This window comes from Salinicola endophyticus, assembly GCF_040536835.1.
Lineage (GTDB): Bacteria > Pseudomonadota > Gammaproteobacteria > Pseudomonadales > Halomonadaceae > Salinicola > Salinicola endophyticus_A.
Genome location: NZ_CP159578.1, coordinates 733,919 through 748,819, shown reverse-complemented (window position 1 = coordinate 748,819; position 14,901 = coordinate 733,919). Strand labels below are relative to the sequence as shown.

The following is a 14,901-nucleotide window of genomic DNA, read 5'->3' as shown; positions in this document are numbered from 1 at the left end:
GTGGCGCTGATCAGTGCCTCAGCGCCGCTCGCGCTCGTAGGCATCGATGCGGTCGATCTTGGGCTGCGAGCGCCCGCCCGGCTCGTACTCGCTGGAGAGAAAGGTCGTGGCGATCACCTTGGCCAGCTCGACCCCGATCACCCGCGCCCCCATCGTCACGATCTGGGCGTCGTTGCTCTTGCGCGCACGCTCGGCCGAGTAGGTGTCGTGGGCCTGGGCTGCGCGAATGCCCGCCACCTTGTTGGCCGAGATCGCCACGCCGATGCCGGTGCCACACATCAGCACGCCGCGATCGAAACGTCCCTCGGCGATTGCCTGGGCGATCTCGAAGGCGACATCCGGGTAGAGGATCGGCTTGCCGTCGTGGGTGCCGAAATCCTTGACCTCGTGGCCGAGCCCACGCACGTGATCGATCATCGCCTGCTTCATCTCATAGGCGGCTTCGTCACAGCCCACCGCCACTCGCCACTGCTCTGCCATCGTTCACCTCCGATTGCCGTCTCTGACGTCGGTTGTCGACGGCGACATCATAGACCGACCATGCTCATATGAACAAATAGACTTCATATGATCGAATCTATCCGCCAAAAACGCACCTACGATCCCGGGCAGGCGAGTGAAATCAGCTCGCCAGTCGCTACGAGACGCTCTGTGGATTCGCGCCACATGGCGTCAAATCACCACCAAAGTCGCATATCCGCTGCCCCTGCCACCGCTATGATGAGGCTGATATCGCGCGCAGAACCATATGCGCAGACAAAGAACAAAATATCACCCTTGATCCCGCGGTCATGCCGGCCCGGCCAGCCGCAGCGTTATCCACTTATCCAACCCGGGAGCGTCGGTCATGACACGCCTCTACAACGATCCAGTGAACTTCGTCGACGAAGCCACCGCGGGCTTCGTCGCCGCGCATGCGCAGCGGGTCTGTCAGGTACCCGGCGGGGTCATCCGCAGCACCCGCAGCGAGCCGGGCACCGTCGCCGTGGTCATCGGCGGCGGTTCCGGGCACTACCCGGCGTTCGCCGGCTTGGTGGGCCAGGGCCTGGCCCACGGTGCGGTGATGGGCAATCTGTTCGCCTCGCCCTCGGCGCAGCAGGTCTACAACGTGTGCAAAGCGGCCAACAACGGCGGTGGCGTGCTGCTGAGCTTCGGCAACTACGCCGGCGACGTGCTGCACTTCGGTCAGGCCCGCGAGCGGCTGATCCGTGAGGGCATCCCCTGCGAGATCGTCGCGGTGATCGATGACATCTCCAGCGCCGATCGCGAGGAGTTGCACAAGCGCCGCGGCATCGCCGGCGACCTGACCGTGTTCAAGGTGGCCGCCGCCGCGGCCGAGGCCGGCTATTCCTTGGAAGAGGTGGTGCGCATCTCGCGCAGCGCCAATCTGCGCACCCGCTCCATGGGCGTGGCGTTCGATGGCTGTACGCTGCCCGGCGCCGACGACGCGCTGTTCCACGTGCCTGCGGGCAAGATGGCGGTGGGCCTGGGCATCCACGGCGAACCGGGCATCAGCGAGCAGGATGTGCCCAGCGCGGACGCCCTGGCGGAGCTGCTGGTCTCGCACCTGCTCGAGGAGGTACCCGACGGTGTCGAATCGGTGCGCGGCGCCCGCGCTGCGGTACTACTCAACGGGCTCGGTTCGATCAAGTACGAAGAGCTGTTCGTGGTCTACCGCCGGGTCCATGCCCTGCTGGGGGAAGCGGGCGTCGAGATCGTCGAGCCCGAGGTCGGCGAGCTGGTCACCAGTCTCGACATGGCGGGCGCCTCGCTGACCCTGTTCTGGCTCGACGACGAGCTCGAACGGCTGTGGCGCGCCCCCGCCGATACCCCGGCCTATCGCAAGGGCAGCCTCAACCCGGCGCCGCCGATCGACACCGCAGCGCTCGACATTCCCGATGCCGATGAGATTCCCGCCGCCAGCAAGGCCTCAAGGGACGCGGCGCGCTGCGTCGCACAGGCGCTGCGCGCCACCCGCGACGTGATCGATGCCAACGTCGACAAGCTGGGCAAGCTGGACGCCATCGCCGGCGACGGCGACCATGGCATCGGCATGCAGCGCGGCGCGGTGGCCGCCGCCGAGGCGGCGGAACAGGCGCTGGCCCGCGGTGCCGGGGCCGGCACTCTGCTGCGGCTGGCCGCCGAGGCGTGGTCGGACCGCGCCGGCGGCACCTCCGGCGCGATCTGGGGCGTCATGCTCAATGCCCTGGGCCTGACCCTGGGTGACGACGCCGCGCCGCAGGCCGAGCACTACGCTCGCGGGGTGGCCAAGGCCAAGCAGGACGTGATGGAATTCGGCAAGGCCCAGCTCGGTGACAAGACGCTGGTCGATGCGCTGGTGCCGTTCAGCGACGCCTTGAGCCAGCGCCTCGCCGCCGGTGACGACCTGGCCAGCGCCTGGGGCACCGCGACCCAGGCCGCCCACACCGCCGCCGAGGAGACCCAGGCGCTGAAGCCCCGGCTCGGCCGTGCCCGGCCGCTGGCGGAAAAGAGCGTGGGTACGCCAGACCCGGGCGCCATTTCCCTGGCGATGATCCTCGATGCAGTACAGCGGGTCATCGCCACCGCCGACTGAGAACACAGCATGAGCGCACCGACGATCACCCTGGGCATCAGCTTCAAGATGTACTTCGGCTACGCCCAGACCCTCGCCTGGTGCCGACAAGTCGCGGACTGCCTGCCGCGCTACCCGGCCGTCGCCGACGGTCGGGTAGCGCTGTTCGTGCTACCCAGCTTCCCGGCCATCGCCCCGGTGCTGGAGATCTTCGCCGACACCCCGGTCGGCGTCGGCGGGCAAAACCTGTATCCAGCGCCAAACGGTGCTTATACTGGCGAAGTGAGCGGGGCCATGCTGGCCGAGATGGGCTGTCGCCATGTCGAGATCGGCCACGCCGAGCGCCAGCGCCTGTTCGGTGAGGATGCCGCGAGCATCGCTGCCAAGATGCAGGTGGCGCTCGACCACGCGCTGACGCCGGTACTGTGCGTCGGTGAGGCCGAACGCGGTACGCCGCAGGCTGCCGTCGAGGCCTGCCGCGAGCAGATCGCGCGCGCGCTCGACCTGGCCACACCGGCTCAGCACCATCAGCCGCTGGTGATCGCCTACGAGCCACACTGGGCAATCGGTGCCGCCGAACCGGCGCCGCTTTCGCATATTGCAGCGGTGTGCCAGGGTCTGCGCGAGCAGCTCGCGACCCATCCGGCGGCCAGCGTGATCTATGGCGGCAGTGCCGGCCCGGACTTGCTGACGCGGCTCGCCGGGCGGGTCGATGGCCTCTTTCTGGGGCGCTTCGCCCACGATCCGGCCGCCTTCGAGGCCGTCGTCGGCGAAGCCTGCTCGCTGGTGGCGGCCCGCTGAATTCATCGCGCCACCATCCATTTACGATCTAGGGGATTCGATAGCCAATGCCATCTCGCCGTCAGCTAGCCAACGCCATCCGCGCGCTCTCCATGGACGCCGTGCAGCAGGCCAATTCCGGCCACCCCGGCATGCCGATGGGCATGGCCGACATCGCCGAAGTGCTGTGGAACGACCACCTGAAGCACAACCCCGCCAATCCCGACTGGGCCGACCGTGACCGCTTCATCCTCTCCAACGGCCACGGCTCCATGCTCCACTATTCTCTGCTCCACCTGACCGGCTACGACCTGCCGCTGGAGGAGCTCAAGAACTTCCGCCAGCTCGGCTCGAAGACACCGGGCCACCCGGAGCACGGCCTCACCCCCGGTATCGAGACCACCACCGGGCCGCTGGGCCAGGGTCTGGCCAACGGTATCGGCATGGCGATCGCCGAACGCACCCTGGCGGCACAGTTCAACCGCGACGGTCACGAGATCGTCGATCACCGGGTCTGGGTGTTCGCCGGCGATGGCTGTCTGATGGAGGGCATCAGCCACGAGGCTTGCTCGCTGGCCGGCACGCTGGGCCTGGGCAACCTCACTGTGTTCTACGATGACAACGGCATCTCCATCGACGGCGAAGTCAAAGGCTGGTTCACCGACGACACCGCCCAGCGCTTCGAGGCCTACGACTGGCACGTGGTGCGTGACGTCGACGGCCACGACGCCGAGCAGATCAACCGCGCCATCGAAGAGGCCAAGTCGGTCAGCGACAAGCCGACCCTGATCATCTGCAAGACCGTGATCGGCTTCGGCTCGCCCAACAAGGCGGGCAAGGAGGAGAGCCACGGCGCGGCGCTGGGCGAGGACGAGGTCGCACTGGCACGCAAGGAGCTGGGCTGGACCTCGCCGGCGTTCGAGATCCCGGACGAGTACTACCAGGCGTGGGATGCGCGTGAACGCGGCGCCAAGCTGGAGGCCGACTACGACGCCAAGCTGGCGGCCTACGAGCAGGCCCATCCGGCGCTCGCCAAGGAACTCAAGCGGCGCTACAGCGGCGCGCTGCCCGAAGGCTTCGACGGCGATGCGCTGGTCAAGCGGGCCCAGGAGAAATCCGAGAAGCTCGCCTCGCGCAAGGCCTCGCTCGGCGTGCTCAACGAGCTCGGCCCGGACCTGCCGGAGCTGTTCGGCGGCAGTGCCGACCTCGCCCCGTCCAACCTGACGCTGTGGAAAGGTGCCAAGGCGATCAGCAAGGACGACTTCGACGGCGGCTACCTGCACTACGGCGTACGCGAGTTCGGCATGGGCGCGATCGCCAACGGCATCGCCACCCACGGCGGCTTCATCCCCTACGACGCCACCTTCCTGGTGTTCATGGAATACATGCACAACGCCGTGCGCATGTCGGCGCTGTCGCACACGCGTGTCATCCACGTCTTCACCCACGACTCCATCGGGGTGGGTGAAGACGGCCCCACGCACCAGCCGATCGAGCAGCTCGCCGACCTGCGCAACCTGCCGGGCCTGGCCACCTGGCGCCCGTGCGACGCCACCGAGACAGCAGCGGCCTGGGTCGAGGGGCTCAAGCGCGAAAAAGGCCCCACTGCGCTGATCTTCTCGCGTCAGGACCTGCCGGCGCAGTCGCGTGACGACGCGCAGCTCAAGCAGATTCGCCGCGGCGGCTACGTGCTCAAGGAGGCCGAAGGCGGCCAGCCGGAGCTGATCCTGATCGCTACCGGCTCCGAAGTCGGCCTGGCGATGGATGCCGCCACCGAACTCGAGGGCAAGGGTAAGCGCGTGCGCGTGGTGTCCATGCCCTGCACCACCGAGTTCGACGCCCAGGACGCCGCCTACCGCGAGTCGGTGCTGCCGGGCGACGTGCGCAAGCGTCTGGCGATCGAGGCCGCCATTACCTCCACCTGGTACAAGTATGTGGGCCTCGACGGCGACGTCATGGGCATGACCACCTACGGCGAATCGGGCAAGGGCGGGGATCTGTTCAAGCACTTCGGCTTCACGGTCGACAACGTCGTCGCCCGCGCCGAGAAGCTGCTGGCCAACGCCTGACTCTCTGGCTCTCCCGTGCGGGGCGTCACCTCGCTCAGAGCGGGAAACGCCAGCGCAAACGCCCGGCCAAGGCCGGGCGTTTGCGTGTGTGTAAGGCCGAGATGAAAGCGGCGTAAAGGCAGAGTTCGTCATCACCGGCAGGGATGATCAACCCTCATCGAAGGCCGCCACCACCTGCTGCGCCAGCACCTCGTCAACGTCGCCACCGTTGGCGCGCCGCACCAGCGCCACTTGATACTCGCCTAGCGGGGGCAGGTCGCGCTCGCCGATTCGCTGCAGCGGCGGGCGCACCAGACTGCGCGGAAACGGCAACACCGCCAGGTCCGCGACCGCGGCGGCCTGCTGTCCGGCGCATAGATCGCAGGAGTAGGCCACGCGATAGTCGATGCAGGCGCGGTCGAGCGCACTCAGCGCCATCGCCCGCCACGGGCAACCCTGCTGCGCCAACGCCAGCGGCAACGGCGAGCGCTGCACGGCGAGTCCCCCTTCGCGCCCAGCCCATACCAACGCTTCACGGTGAACGATCTCGCCCCGCGTCTCGGTGCCGGGATTGCCGGCCACGACCAGCACGACATCGAGCTCGCCCGCATCGAGACGCCCCAGCAGCTCGACACTGCGCGCCACCGACACCTCCACCTGCACGGAGGGGAACTCGCGCGCAAAGCGCGGCAGCACCTGGGAGAGGGTTCTTTCGAGCACATCATCGGTGACGCCGAGGCACACCCGACCCTCGAGACCGGGCGACAGAAACTGGGTCACCGCCTCGGCGTTGAGCTTCAGCAGACGCCGCCCGTAGCCGAGCAGCAGCTCGCCCTCCGCGGTCAATCTTACATGCCGCGCCTCGCGCACGAATAGCGTCTGCCCTAGCGTCTCCTCCAGGCGTTTGATCTGCATGCTGAGGGCGGAAGGCGTGCGGAACAGCTGTCTAGAGGCGCGGGTGAAGCTGCCGCTCTCGGCGATGGTCACGAAGCTGCGTATCACTTCACTGTCGAGCAGGGGGAGCTTGTCCGGTAGCGCCGGAGCAGTGACCGCTTTCATCGCCGCGCACCTTTCAGAAAAAATGAAATCACAATGTAGTTCTTTTCGATTTTCTGATCAAACCCTGCCCGCCATACTGCACTTCGAGGTCGCGACCCTCTCATCACATGCCGCCGCCAACGGCGCCACAAGCCCGTCGGAAAGAGACCAAGACGAGCACCCGCGGGTGCTCGCCGGGAGGAGTAGCGCGATGCAACCACACGACTCGAGAAGTGCACGTCAGGCCATGGACGCCGCCAACCGCCTGGCCCCGCCGATCAAACCGGTGCCGCCCAAGATCTATATGCCGGCGATGCCGCCGCTGGGGTGGATCCACGCCTTGGAGGTGCAGTGGTGGCACTATCGCCGGCGCCGACTGTTCCTGCGCCACGTGCTGCCCATCGCGGCCTGCGACGATATCCTGCTGGCCGATATCGGTTATCGTCGCGAGCAGATCTTGTGGGCAGCGCGGCTACCGCTGAAGTGCGATGCGCTCAGCGAACTGGAGCGTTTGCGCGCCGCCTCGCCAGGCGAGGGATCTCAGCGCCGAGGCCAGCGCACCACCGCCCTCGCTTGCTGCGCGGATTAAGCTCTGTCTGAAAAACCGGCGAGCGATGACCATACAAGGTTGTTCAGTGAGTCGATTGCTAACGCCGTATGGGCGAGCGCAGGCATTTGTCAGATAAAGCGTAGCGCTCGCCAACGCCTGACCCTTCTGGCCCACCCCGCCTGGGGGTGGGCCTCTTCCGGCGGGCGGCCGTCCGCTCGTCTTGATTTCCCGCCTCGCTTTAGATCATCCTAAAACCGCTGTCGCCTCCGCCGATATGCCCCTAGGCATCGGCACCCATACCAATAACAACACTCAACGTGGCAACCTTGGCCCCCTGCCAGATGCCACCCTAGCGAGAAAGATCGCATGACCTTTCAATACGGGCTCGACGATTTTCGTCACATTGTCACCGGCGCCGCGCTGATGGCCAGCGGGGGTGGCGGCAGTTACCACGACGCCATGCGGGTACTGGACCAACTCCAGGAAAGTGGCTGGTGCGGCAGTGTGGAGGTCAAGGACTACGACGGCGCCACAGAGGCCTGCGTGCTGGCCATGATGGGCTCACCAGACGCCGCCGAAGACCTCTCCCTCGCGGCGATCCAGCGCTCGATGAACAACACCGTCGATGCCTTCCAGGCACTCTGCGGCACGCCACCGGTGTGCGTGATTCCCGTCGAAATCGGGCCAATCAACTCGCTCGTGCCGCTGATCGCTGCCCTCGGCGACAACCCGGTCAAGTGGGTCGTCAACGGCGATGGCAGCGGACGCGCCGTGCCGGAACTACCGCAAACGCTCTACAGCGGGGCAGCGAACCTCTCCGCCAGCCCTTGCATCCTGGCCGATAGTGCCCAGGATGCCGCGGCCGCACGCTCGGTGCGTCTGCAAGCCACCACGGCCGCCGATGTCGAGTCCCTGGCAGGCAGTGTCGTCGCCGCGTTCGGCAGCTACGCCGGCATCATGCTGTGGCCTTCCACATCGGCCAATGACTTCGCGCTGGCGAACCACTATCTGCCCGGCACACTGGAGCAGGTCAGACGGCTGGGTGACTATATGGATAGCGCCGACGGTCCGCGCACCACCGCAGAGGTCGTCGCCAAGCTCGAATCGCTCACCGGTCGAGACGTCACGTGCGCCATCACCAACGGCTATATCACCGAGGTCACGCAGTCGACGAACGGCGCCTCTCTCGATGTCGGCATCATTCGCGTGGACGACACCCCCGATCCACGCAACAGCCGCATCACGCACTATATCTACAACATGAATGAAAACCTGATCATGTACGCTGCCCAAGATGGTGCCCCCGTGATCATCGCTCCGGACTCCATCTGCTACTACTCGGAACACACCGGCCGCGGCTTTTCCAATGCCTTCGACGATCTGGCGCCTTACCATGATCGGCAAACCGGGAAGAGTACCGGCGTGCCGATCAGCGTCATCGGTATCCGCGCCGCCAAGGCCTTCCGCGACGCCGCCGGCGTTTGCGACTCTTTCGCCGGCCTGCTGCGACGCATCGGTTACGCTGGCGGGTCAATCAACGGCCCAGAATGAGCGATCTTCCTGTGGACGAACAGGATCTCTACAAGAAGCGCCTGCAATTGACGCTCGAGGCCAGCGGGCTCGATCTGTGGGAGAACAACCTCTCCACGGGGGAAGTGGTCTTCGGACTGACCAAGATCTTCGCCGACCTCGGCTATAGCGAGGACGAGCAGGCCAGCGAGATCAGCGATATCTTCACACTCATGCATCCCGACGACGTGATGATGGTGGAAAAGGCCATCACCGATCACATCGACGGCCTCACCGAGCGCTACTACAGCGAATTCCGCATCCGCGCACAGTCCGGCCAGTGGGTGTGGTACGCCAATTACGGCAAGATCATCGACGATGCGGTCTTTGGTAGTCGCTTCATCGGGGTCAGCTTCAGTCTCGCCGACAAGAAGCGCCAGGAGGAGGAGCTGCTGGCGCTCAACACCCGCCTGTCAGAACAGAACGCCCAGCTCGAACGCCTCAACGCCGAGCTCCATACCTTGGCCACCCGCGACCCGCTGACCGGCATCTACAACCGCCGCCATCTACTGGAAGTCGGCGAGCGCGAGTATCAGCGCTCGCGGCGCTTCGCGCATCCGCTGACGCTGCTGATCGTCGATATCGACTTCTTCAAGCGCATCAACGATACCTGGGGCCATGTCACCGGCGATCTGGTCATCCGCGCCGTCGCCGAGTGCTGCGTGAACGAGGCTCGCGAGGCCATCGACACGGTGGGCCGGATCGGGGGGGAAGAGTTCGCCATCGTGCTGCCAGAGACCCCGCTCGCGGCGGGGCTGGCGTTCGCCGAGCGGCTACGTCAGTGCGTCGCCGAGATGCGCGTCACGACCCATGATGGCATTGACGAGGCAGCGGTCACCCTGAGTATCGGTGTCGCCGAGCTCACCGCCGACTGCCGCGACTTTCGGGACCTGGTTGCGCTCACCGATCACGCCCTGTATCGCGCCAAGCGCGGAGGACGCAACCGAACCCAAGGTCACGGCGCCTCATCCTCAGCGTCTTAACGGGTCGCGAGCTGACGCCGGGTAGTGCGTAAGCGCGGGCGGCTGCGGTAAGGCTCAGCCTTCGCCATCATCGACCCGTGTCGCCTCGTCCAGGCGCAGGATGGTGTGGGCGTTGGTGACGCTGGTGGCCAGGGTGTCGATCACCCCGGTGCGCAGCGCGCCGAGGATACCGGCGGCCTTGGTGTTCTCGGCAGCGATGGCGATGACATCGGGTATGCGTGACAGATCGGTGATGGTCAGGCCGATCACGCGGCCCTGCATCGGCGTCATCGATGGACGCCCATAGATGTCGATGAAGTCGTAACCCATCATGTCGCCGACGGTACCCGAGAGGCGCGCCTCGGCGGTCTCCTGGGGCGAGAACCAGCCCATGCGCACCATGTTGCTGTTCTCGCTCAAGTCACCGATACCGATCAGGGCGAAATCGGCACGCCGCGCGCGGTCGAGGGTCTGGCGGATGGTGGGGTTGTCGTACATGGCATCGCGCAGCTCGAGGTTCTGCACCAGCGCCGGGGCGTAGAGTGTTTCGCTGTCGCCGCCGAACTTCATCGCCAGGCGCCGGCAGATATGGTCCGGGTTCATGTACTCGCCGGCCCGCACCGAACCACCGATGGCGCAGACGAAGGAGCAGTTGCGCTGGCCCTGCTCGAAGGCGTTGTCCGCCACCGCGCCGACGTTGCGCCCCATGCCCACGGCGACGATGGCACCCTCGCTCAGGCTGCGCGAGAGATGGTCGGCGACCAGACTGGCGACATTGCCGCGCTGCACCTCGGGGTCGGCATGGTCGAGAGCGACCAGCGCGCGCTTGATGCCGAAGCGGCGGATCAGCGCCTGCTCGATCTCCGCGCTCACCGCCGGGTGCTGGCGCACGCGTACGTCGACGATCCCCTCGGCCTGGGCGCGCTTGAGCAAGCGCCCGGCCTTGACCCGCGAGATGCCCAGGCGGTTGGCGATCGCTTCCTGGGTCTCCCCCTCGATGTAATAGAGGGTAGCGATCTCGGTCATCAGCGCGATCTCGGCGGTGTCGTTGCGCTCGCTCATGCGGTCTCGGTCCGGGTGGCAGAAATAGGGAAAGGGGTCGGGCGGCCAGCGTCGCGTCGCGCACCGCCAAGGGCCTTGCACACGCACAGTGGACGCCACCACACGATACCACAGCAGACCCCGGCGCCGGCCTTCCGTGCCCCGGGTGAAGGGCGTAGACTATGGGCGAATGTCGGCGGCTGTGTCTGCCGACATCGGTTCTCAGGGCGGGGTGGAAGTCCCCACCGGCGGTGATGGCAGCGCGCTTGCGCGCGGCCCAAGCCCGCGAGCGCCGGGCAGCGCGCCACACTGGCTGCCCGGGTCAGCAGATTCGGTGCGATTCCGAAGCCGACGGTCATAGTCCGGATGAAAGAGAACGGTGTCACTTGTCCATGTCGATTCGGTCCACCGACCGCCCCCGGCCAACTGGCCGAGTGCCGTGGTGCCTGCCGTCTTTCGCGTACGCCAAGCGCGCCGCAGCCCTGATTCTGGTTACCTCGACCATCACAGGAAACGACCATGAATCAGTCCACCTCCCCGCAGCTCTCCGCGCATACCCGCGCCCAGCGCATCGCCTTCATCCGTGCCGACTGGCATGGCGATATCGTCGGCAACTGCCACTCCGCCTTCGTCGAGCGCCTCAGTGAGCGCGGTTTCTACACCGCCCAGTTGGAGACCTTCAGCGTCCCCGGCGTGTTCGAGATCCCGCTGCAGGCCAAACTGCTGGCCAAGAGCGGTCGCTACGCGGCGATCGTCGCCTCGGGCTTCGTCGTCGACGGCGGCATCTATCGTCACGATTTCGTCTCCACCGCGGTCATCGACGCCCTGATGGCGCTGCAGATGGAGCAGGAGGTTCCGGTGATCTCCGCAGTGCTGACCCCGCACCACTTCCACGAGCACGAAGCGCATACGAGCTTCTTCCGCGAGCACTTCCTGACCAAGGGCACGGAAGCCGCCGAGGCGTGCTTGGCGACACTGGAAAACCTCCATCAGGTGCGCAAGCTCTGCGTCGACTGAGCCTTGGCCGGCGACATCCGCCGGCGCCCCAGGCTCCGGCGCCTTGCCCCGGGCAAGCCACAAAAAGCCCACGCCATCGGCGTGGGCTTTTTCGTTCGTGGCTTTGTCGCTCGTGGTCTTTATCGTCGTATGGCGGGGTAGCCGACCCGCTCACTCGACCAGACTGTTCGCCCCGCCGCGCCGGTTGCGCACGCGCAGATAGATCGCAAAGGCCACCGAGACCGCGATCAGCACCCACAGGAAGGCGGCGATCGGGCTCTTGGTGAAGAAGATCGTCAAGTTGCCGTAGGACTCGATGCTCTTGACGAAGTAGACCTCCGCCGACTTGCCGAGAATGAAGCCGATGATCAACGGCACCACCTCCAGCCCGATCTTCTGCGCCACATAGCCGAACACGCCGAAGATCAGCAGCGTCCAGACGTCGAACATGATCCCGTAGTTGATGGCATAGGCACCGACCACGCACATCATCACGATCAGCGGGTAGAGGATGTACTTGGGCACCTCGATCACCTTGGCGATATGGCGAATGGCGAAGTACATGATGCCGAACATCAGCACGTTGGCCGCCACCAGGGCGATGATCATCAGATACCAGGTGTCCATGTTGTTGCCGATGAACAGCGGGCCGACCTGAATGCCCTGCAGGGTGAAGGCACCGATCAGGATCGCGGTGGTCGAGTCGCCCGGAATCCCCAGCGACAGAAGCGGCACCAGTGCCCCGCCGGTGAGCGCATTGTTGGACGACTCCGAAGCGACGATGCCCTGGGGCGCGCCCTTGCCCATCTGCGACGAATCGCGGGAGAAGTTCTTCTCCTGGCTGTAAGCGAGCACCGAAGCGGCGCTGCCGCCGACCCCGGGGAGCATGCCGACGAAGGTACCGATCCCGGAAGAGCGGATCAGATTGACCAGTTGCCCCTTGAAGATCGAGAACGAGAAGCGTGCGCCGCCCTTGAGCTTGATCCGGCCCTGGCCGGGGGCGTCGGCGAAGCCGTTCTCGGCGTCGAGCAGGATGGTACTCAGCCCGAAGATACCGATCAGCACCGGCAGCAGCGAGAAACCGTCGATCAGGTAGTACTGCATGAAGTCGAACATCAGCCGCGGCTCACCGTTGCCGCCCTCGGTGATCGAATAGGTGCCGATCAGGCTCAGCCAGACACCGAGCACCCCGCTGAAGATACCCATCAGCATGTTCGAGCAGAGCGAGGCGATCACCGTCAGTGCCAACAGGATGATCAGGAACTTCTCCACGTAGGAGAACTTGATCGCGAAATCCGCCAGCACCGGGGCAAAGAAGAACAGTACCGCGGCGCTGAACAGCCCGCCGAAGATCGACGCCACGATCCCGGTCTTGAGCGCCCGCTCGCCCTCGCCGCGCTGGGCCATGGGGTAGCCGTCGAAGGTGGTGGTGATCGACGACGGCGTACCGGGAATATTGAGCAGTACCGCGGGCACCATGCCCCCCGAAATACCGCCGACATAGAGCCCGAGCAGCAGCGCGATGCCGTTGACCAGACCGAAGGCGTAGGTCAGCGGTAGACACACCGCCACCGCCATGGTCGCGGTCATGCCGGGAATGGCGCCGAAGATGATGCCGATCAGCGTGCCGGCCGCGATCAGCGTGAAGAACATCGGGGTGAGGTGGGACAGAATGTCCATGGGTCGGACCTCCGGGTCAGGGCAGCGTGATGCGGAACAGCTGCGCCAGCACGTACCAGGCGATGGCCGGGGCGATCAGCGCATTGAGCGTGATGATCAGCAGGATCCGGCGGGAGAGGCGCTCGGCATAGAGCAGCGAGAGCGAGAACACGAACAGCACCGACATGATCAGAAAGCTGTAGCCGGTGTTGGGGAAGACGTCGCTCAGTACCCCCATGAGATAGAAGTAGAGCGTCACCAGCACCAGGGTGCCGAAGAAGCGCTTGCGGTCGAAGTTGCCCTCGCGCCCGCCTACCACGCGCCCGGCGTGCCGCAGTGCAGGCACGATGCGGCGATAGCGGGTCACCAGGATCATCACCAGCAGGATGCCCAGCAGCGTGGTCACGATACGCGGAAAAAACAGATGGGATTGGCTGAAGTCGATGGTGACATCGAACAGCGATAGCCAGTGGCTGTCCATGGGAAGTGGCTCCTGGGCCGGGGCGTGCGCCGGTGGCATCTAGCGTGAGATCGACAAAGAGATCCAAGGCGCCGGCCGAGCACGGCCGGCGCCGCAGAGCGAGCCTAACCCTTCAGGTCATCGATAATGGTCCGATACTCCTCGCTCTTCTTCTCGAGATAGGTCGCCGCCTGCGCGGACGGCTTGAAATCGGGAATGAAGAACGAGCGCTTCTGCTGCTTCTGGATCTCGCCCTGGTCATAGATGTCGGCCAGCGCGGTATCGATGCACTTGACCGCGGCCGGGTCCATGTCCTTGTTGTAGAGGAAGAAGAACTCCTTATCGAAGGTGAAGTCCTGGCCATCGCCCATCGGCACCTTGACGTTGGGCGTCACGTACTGGAGTAGCTGCTCGCGGGAGGTATCGCCCATGCCTGCGGCTTCGGTCTGGGCGACGGTGTCGTGGCGGGCAGTGATCCAGACGAAGCGCATCGCCTTCTGGTCGTCCGCCGGCAGCTGAGTGTACTGCTCGTTGGCCTGCACCGAGCCGTTGATCACGTCGGCGGCGCCGTCGAACAGCAGCTGGTTCTTGTCCGCCTGGGAGCCGGTATTGACCGCAACGATGTTGCCCTCCTTGCCCGGATACTTCAGGCGAACCGCATTCTTGAGCGCCGAGAAGCCGATTTCGGAGACGCCGCCGGGCTGGATCGCGACCCGAATCTGCTTGCCGTTACCGGCCGCGGCCATGATGTCGTCGAGGCTCTGGTAGGGCGAATCCTTGGGCACCAGGTAGGCATTGCCCGGGTTGATGGCGATGGTCGGCCCGACGATGAACTTGTCGAAGATGTCGGGGTAGCCGTTGACCCCGTAGAGATTCCCCAGATAGGCGCCATCGTGGAAGATCATGATGGTATTGCCGTGGCGACTGCGCTCGAGCGCCTGAAAGGCCGGCATCACGCCGACGGCATCGACCTTGGCGTTGATGTCGAGCTTCTTGGCCAACTGGTCGACCACGATGCTCGAGTTCTGATAGGTGTCTCCCCCGGTCGAGGTCGAGCCGATCACCACACGCAGATTGCCCGGTAGCGGGCAGTCGTCGGCGGCGTTGGCCGAGGTCGTCAGACCGATGGCGGCGCTGGCCAGCAGCGCCAGGCAGGCTTTGCTCCAGATCGGTGTCATGCTGCGTCTCCCCTTTCCCCGGCCGGCTCTCGCGGCGAAGCACCAGGCTGGGCGTCTCGCCAGCGG

At 65.6% G+C, this 14,901-nt stretch carries 13 protein-coding genes and 1 riboswitch; of the genes, 7 read left to right on the top strand and 6 right to left on the bottom strand.

The features are described 5' to 3' along the window. Nucleotides 1–18: 18 nt before the first annotated feature. Nucleotides 19–480, bottom strand: coding sequence for a ribose 5-phosphate isomerase B (rpiB, locus tag ABV408_RS03595; RefSeq protein ID WP_353981104.1), 462 nt, complete (start codon nt 478–480; stop codon nt 19–21). A 367-nt stretch (nt 481–847) separates the two neighbouring features. Here rpiB and ABV408_RS03590 point away from each other — a divergent pair, with 367 nt between their 5' ends. Genes ABV408_RS03590 through tkt form a run of 3 tightly spaced genes read left to right on the top strand, consistent with a single transcriptional unit; the run spans nt 848 to nt 5,403 of the window. Continuing rightward, nucleotides 848–2,575, top strand: a complete 1,728-nt coding sequence (locus tag ABV408_RS03590) for a dihydroxyacetone kinase family protein (RefSeq protein ID WP_353981103.1) — start codon at nt 848–850, stop codon at nt 2,573–2,575. Between the two features lie 9 nt (nt 2,576–2,584). Next, nucleotides 2,585–3,355, top strand: coding sequence for a triose-phosphate isomerase family protein (locus ABV408_RS03585; protein ID WP_353981102.1), 771 nt, complete (start codon nt 2,585–2,587; stop codon nt 3,353–3,355). 47 nt (nt 3,356–3,402) lie between these two features. Next, nucleotides 3,403–5,403, top strand: coding sequence for a transketolase (gene tkt / locus ABV408_RS03580; RefSeq protein WP_353981101.1), 2,001 nt, complete (start codon nt 3,403–3,405; stop codon nt 5,401–5,403). Nucleotides 5,404–5,550: 147 nt separating this feature from the next. On the opposite strand, the gene ABV408_RS03575 is transcribed toward tkt, so the two are convergent. Continuing rightward, a complete protein-coding gene (locus tag ABV408_RS03575; RefSeq protein ID WP_353981100.1) occupies nt 5,551–6,441 on the bottom strand; it encodes a LysR family transcriptional regulator in 891 nt (296 codons plus the stop codon). Nucleotides 6,442–6,631: 190 nt separating this feature from the next. Between ABV408_RS03575 and ABV408_RS03570 the strand changes: the two genes are divergently transcribed. The 3 genes from ABV408_RS03570 (at nt 6,632) to ABV408_RS03560 (ending at nt 9,522) form a co-directional block, all read left to right on the top strand. Next, nucleotides 6,632–7,009, top strand: a complete 378-nt coding sequence (locus ABV408_RS03570) for a hypothetical protein (RefSeq protein ID WP_353981099.1) — start codon at nt 6,632–6,634, stop codon at nt 7,007–7,009. Nucleotides 7,010–7,336: 327 nt separating this feature from the next. Further along, the gene (locus tag ABV408_RS03565) at nt 7,337–8,521 is read left to right on the top strand and encodes a DUF917 family protein (protein ID WP_353981098.1); all 1,185 of its coding nucleotides are present in this window, start codon (nt 7,337–7,339) and stop codon (nt 8,519–8,521) included. After that, complete coding sequence (locus ABV408_RS03560; protein ID WP_353981097.1) at nt 8,518–9,522, top strand: sensor domain-containing diguanylate cyclase; 1,005 nt, start codon at nt 8,518–8,520, stop codon at nt 9,520–9,522. The genes ABV408_RS03565 and ABV408_RS03560 overlap by 4 nt, the downstream gene beginning before the upstream one ends. Nucleotides 9,523–9,576: 54 nt before the next feature. On the opposite strand, the gene ABV408_RS03555 is transcribed toward ABV408_RS03560, so the two are convergent. Continuing rightward, nucleotides 9,577–10,563: a sugar-binding transcriptional regulator gene (locus ABV408_RS03555; RefSeq protein ID WP_353981096.1), complete on the bottom strand. Its 987-nt coding sequence runs from the start codon at nt 10,561–10,563 to the stop codon at nt 9,577–9,579. 193 nt (nt 10,564–10,756) lie between these two features. Next, a riboswitch (FMN riboswitch) is annotated at nt 10,757–10,924 on the top strand. 137 nt (nt 10,925–11,061) lie between these two features. Here ABV408_RS03555 and ABV408_RS03550 point away from each other — a divergent pair. Continuing rightward, on the top strand, nt 11,062–11,559 hold the full coding sequence (locus ABV408_RS03550; RefSeq protein ID WP_353981095.1) for a 6,7-dimethyl-8-ribityllumazine synthase: 498 nt from the start codon (nt 11,062–11,064) through the stop codon (nt 11,557–11,559). Between the two features lie 150 nt (nt 11,560–11,709). Here ABV408_RS03550 and ABV408_RS03545 read toward each other — a convergent pair whose 3' ends face one another. From ABV408_RS03545 to ABV408_RS03535, 3 genes are all read right to left on the bottom strand, one after another. Next, complete coding sequence (locus ABV408_RS03545; RefSeq protein ID WP_207034146.1) at nt 11,710–13,218, bottom strand: tripartite tricarboxylate transporter permease; 1,509 nt, start codon at nt 13,216–13,218, stop codon at nt 11,710–11,712. Between the two features lie 16 nt (nt 13,219–13,234). Further along, nucleotides 13,235–13,678, bottom strand: a complete 444-nt coding sequence (locus tag ABV408_RS03540) for a tripartite tricarboxylate transporter TctB family protein (RefSeq protein ID WP_035472198.1) — start codon at nt 13,676–13,678, stop codon at nt 13,235–13,237. 104 nt (nt 13,679–13,782) lie between these two features. Then, nucleotides 13,783–14,835: an ABC transporter substrate-binding protein gene (locus ABV408_RS03535; RefSeq protein WP_353981094.1), complete on the bottom strand. Its 1,053-nt coding sequence runs from the start codon at nt 14,833–14,835 to the stop codon at nt 13,783–13,785. Nucleotides 14,836–14,901 lie beyond the last annotated feature (66 nt).

Coding starts and splice junctions, on each gene's coding strand:
- rpiB (WP_353981104.1), bottom strand. CDS start 480: ATGGCAGAGCAGTGGCGAGTGGCGGTGGGCTGTGACGAAGCCGCCTAT.
- ABV408_RS03590 (WP_353981103.1), top strand. CDS start 848: ATGACACGCCTCTACAACGATCCAGTGAACTTCGTCGACGAAGCCACC.
- ABV408_RS03585 (WP_353981102.1), top strand. CDS start 2,585: ATGAGCGCACCGACGATCACCCTGGGCATCAGCTTCAAGATGTACTTC.
- tkt (WP_353981101.1), top strand. CDS start 3,403: ATGCCATCTCGCCGTCAGCTAGCCAACGCCATCCGCGCGCTCTCCATG.
- ABV408_RS03575 (WP_353981100.1), bottom strand. CDS start 6,441: ATGAAAGCGGTCACTGCTCCGGCGCTACCGGACAAGCTCCCCCTGCTC.
- ABV408_RS03570 (WP_353981099.1), top strand. CDS start 6,632: ATGCAACCACACGACTCGAGAAGTGCACGTCAGGCCATGGACGCCGCC.
- ABV408_RS03565 (WP_353981098.1), top strand. CDS start 7,337: ATGACCTTTCAATACGGGCTCGACGATTTTCGTCACATTGTCACCGGC.
- ABV408_RS03560 (WP_353981097.1), top strand. CDS start 8,518: ATGAGCGATCTTCCTGTGGACGAACAGGATCTCTACAAGAAGCGCCTG.
- ABV408_RS03555 (WP_353981096.1), bottom strand. CDS start 10,563: ATGAGCGAGCGCAACGACACCGCCGAGATCGCGCTGATGACCGAGATC.
- ABV408_RS03550 (WP_353981095.1), top strand. CDS start 11,062: ATGAATCAGTCCACCTCCCCGCAGCTCTCCGCGCATACCCGCGCCCAG.
- ABV408_RS03545 (WP_207034146.1), bottom strand. CDS start 13,218: ATGGACATTCTGTCCCACCTCACCCCGATGTTCTTCACGCTGATCGCG.
- ABV408_RS03540 (WP_035472198.1), bottom strand. CDS start 13,678: ATGGACAGCCACTGGCTATCGCTGTTCGATGTCACCATCGACTTCAGC.
- ABV408_RS03535 (WP_353981094.1), bottom strand. CDS start 14,835: ATGACACCGATCTGGAGCAAAGCCTGCCTGGCGCTGCTGGCCAGCGCC.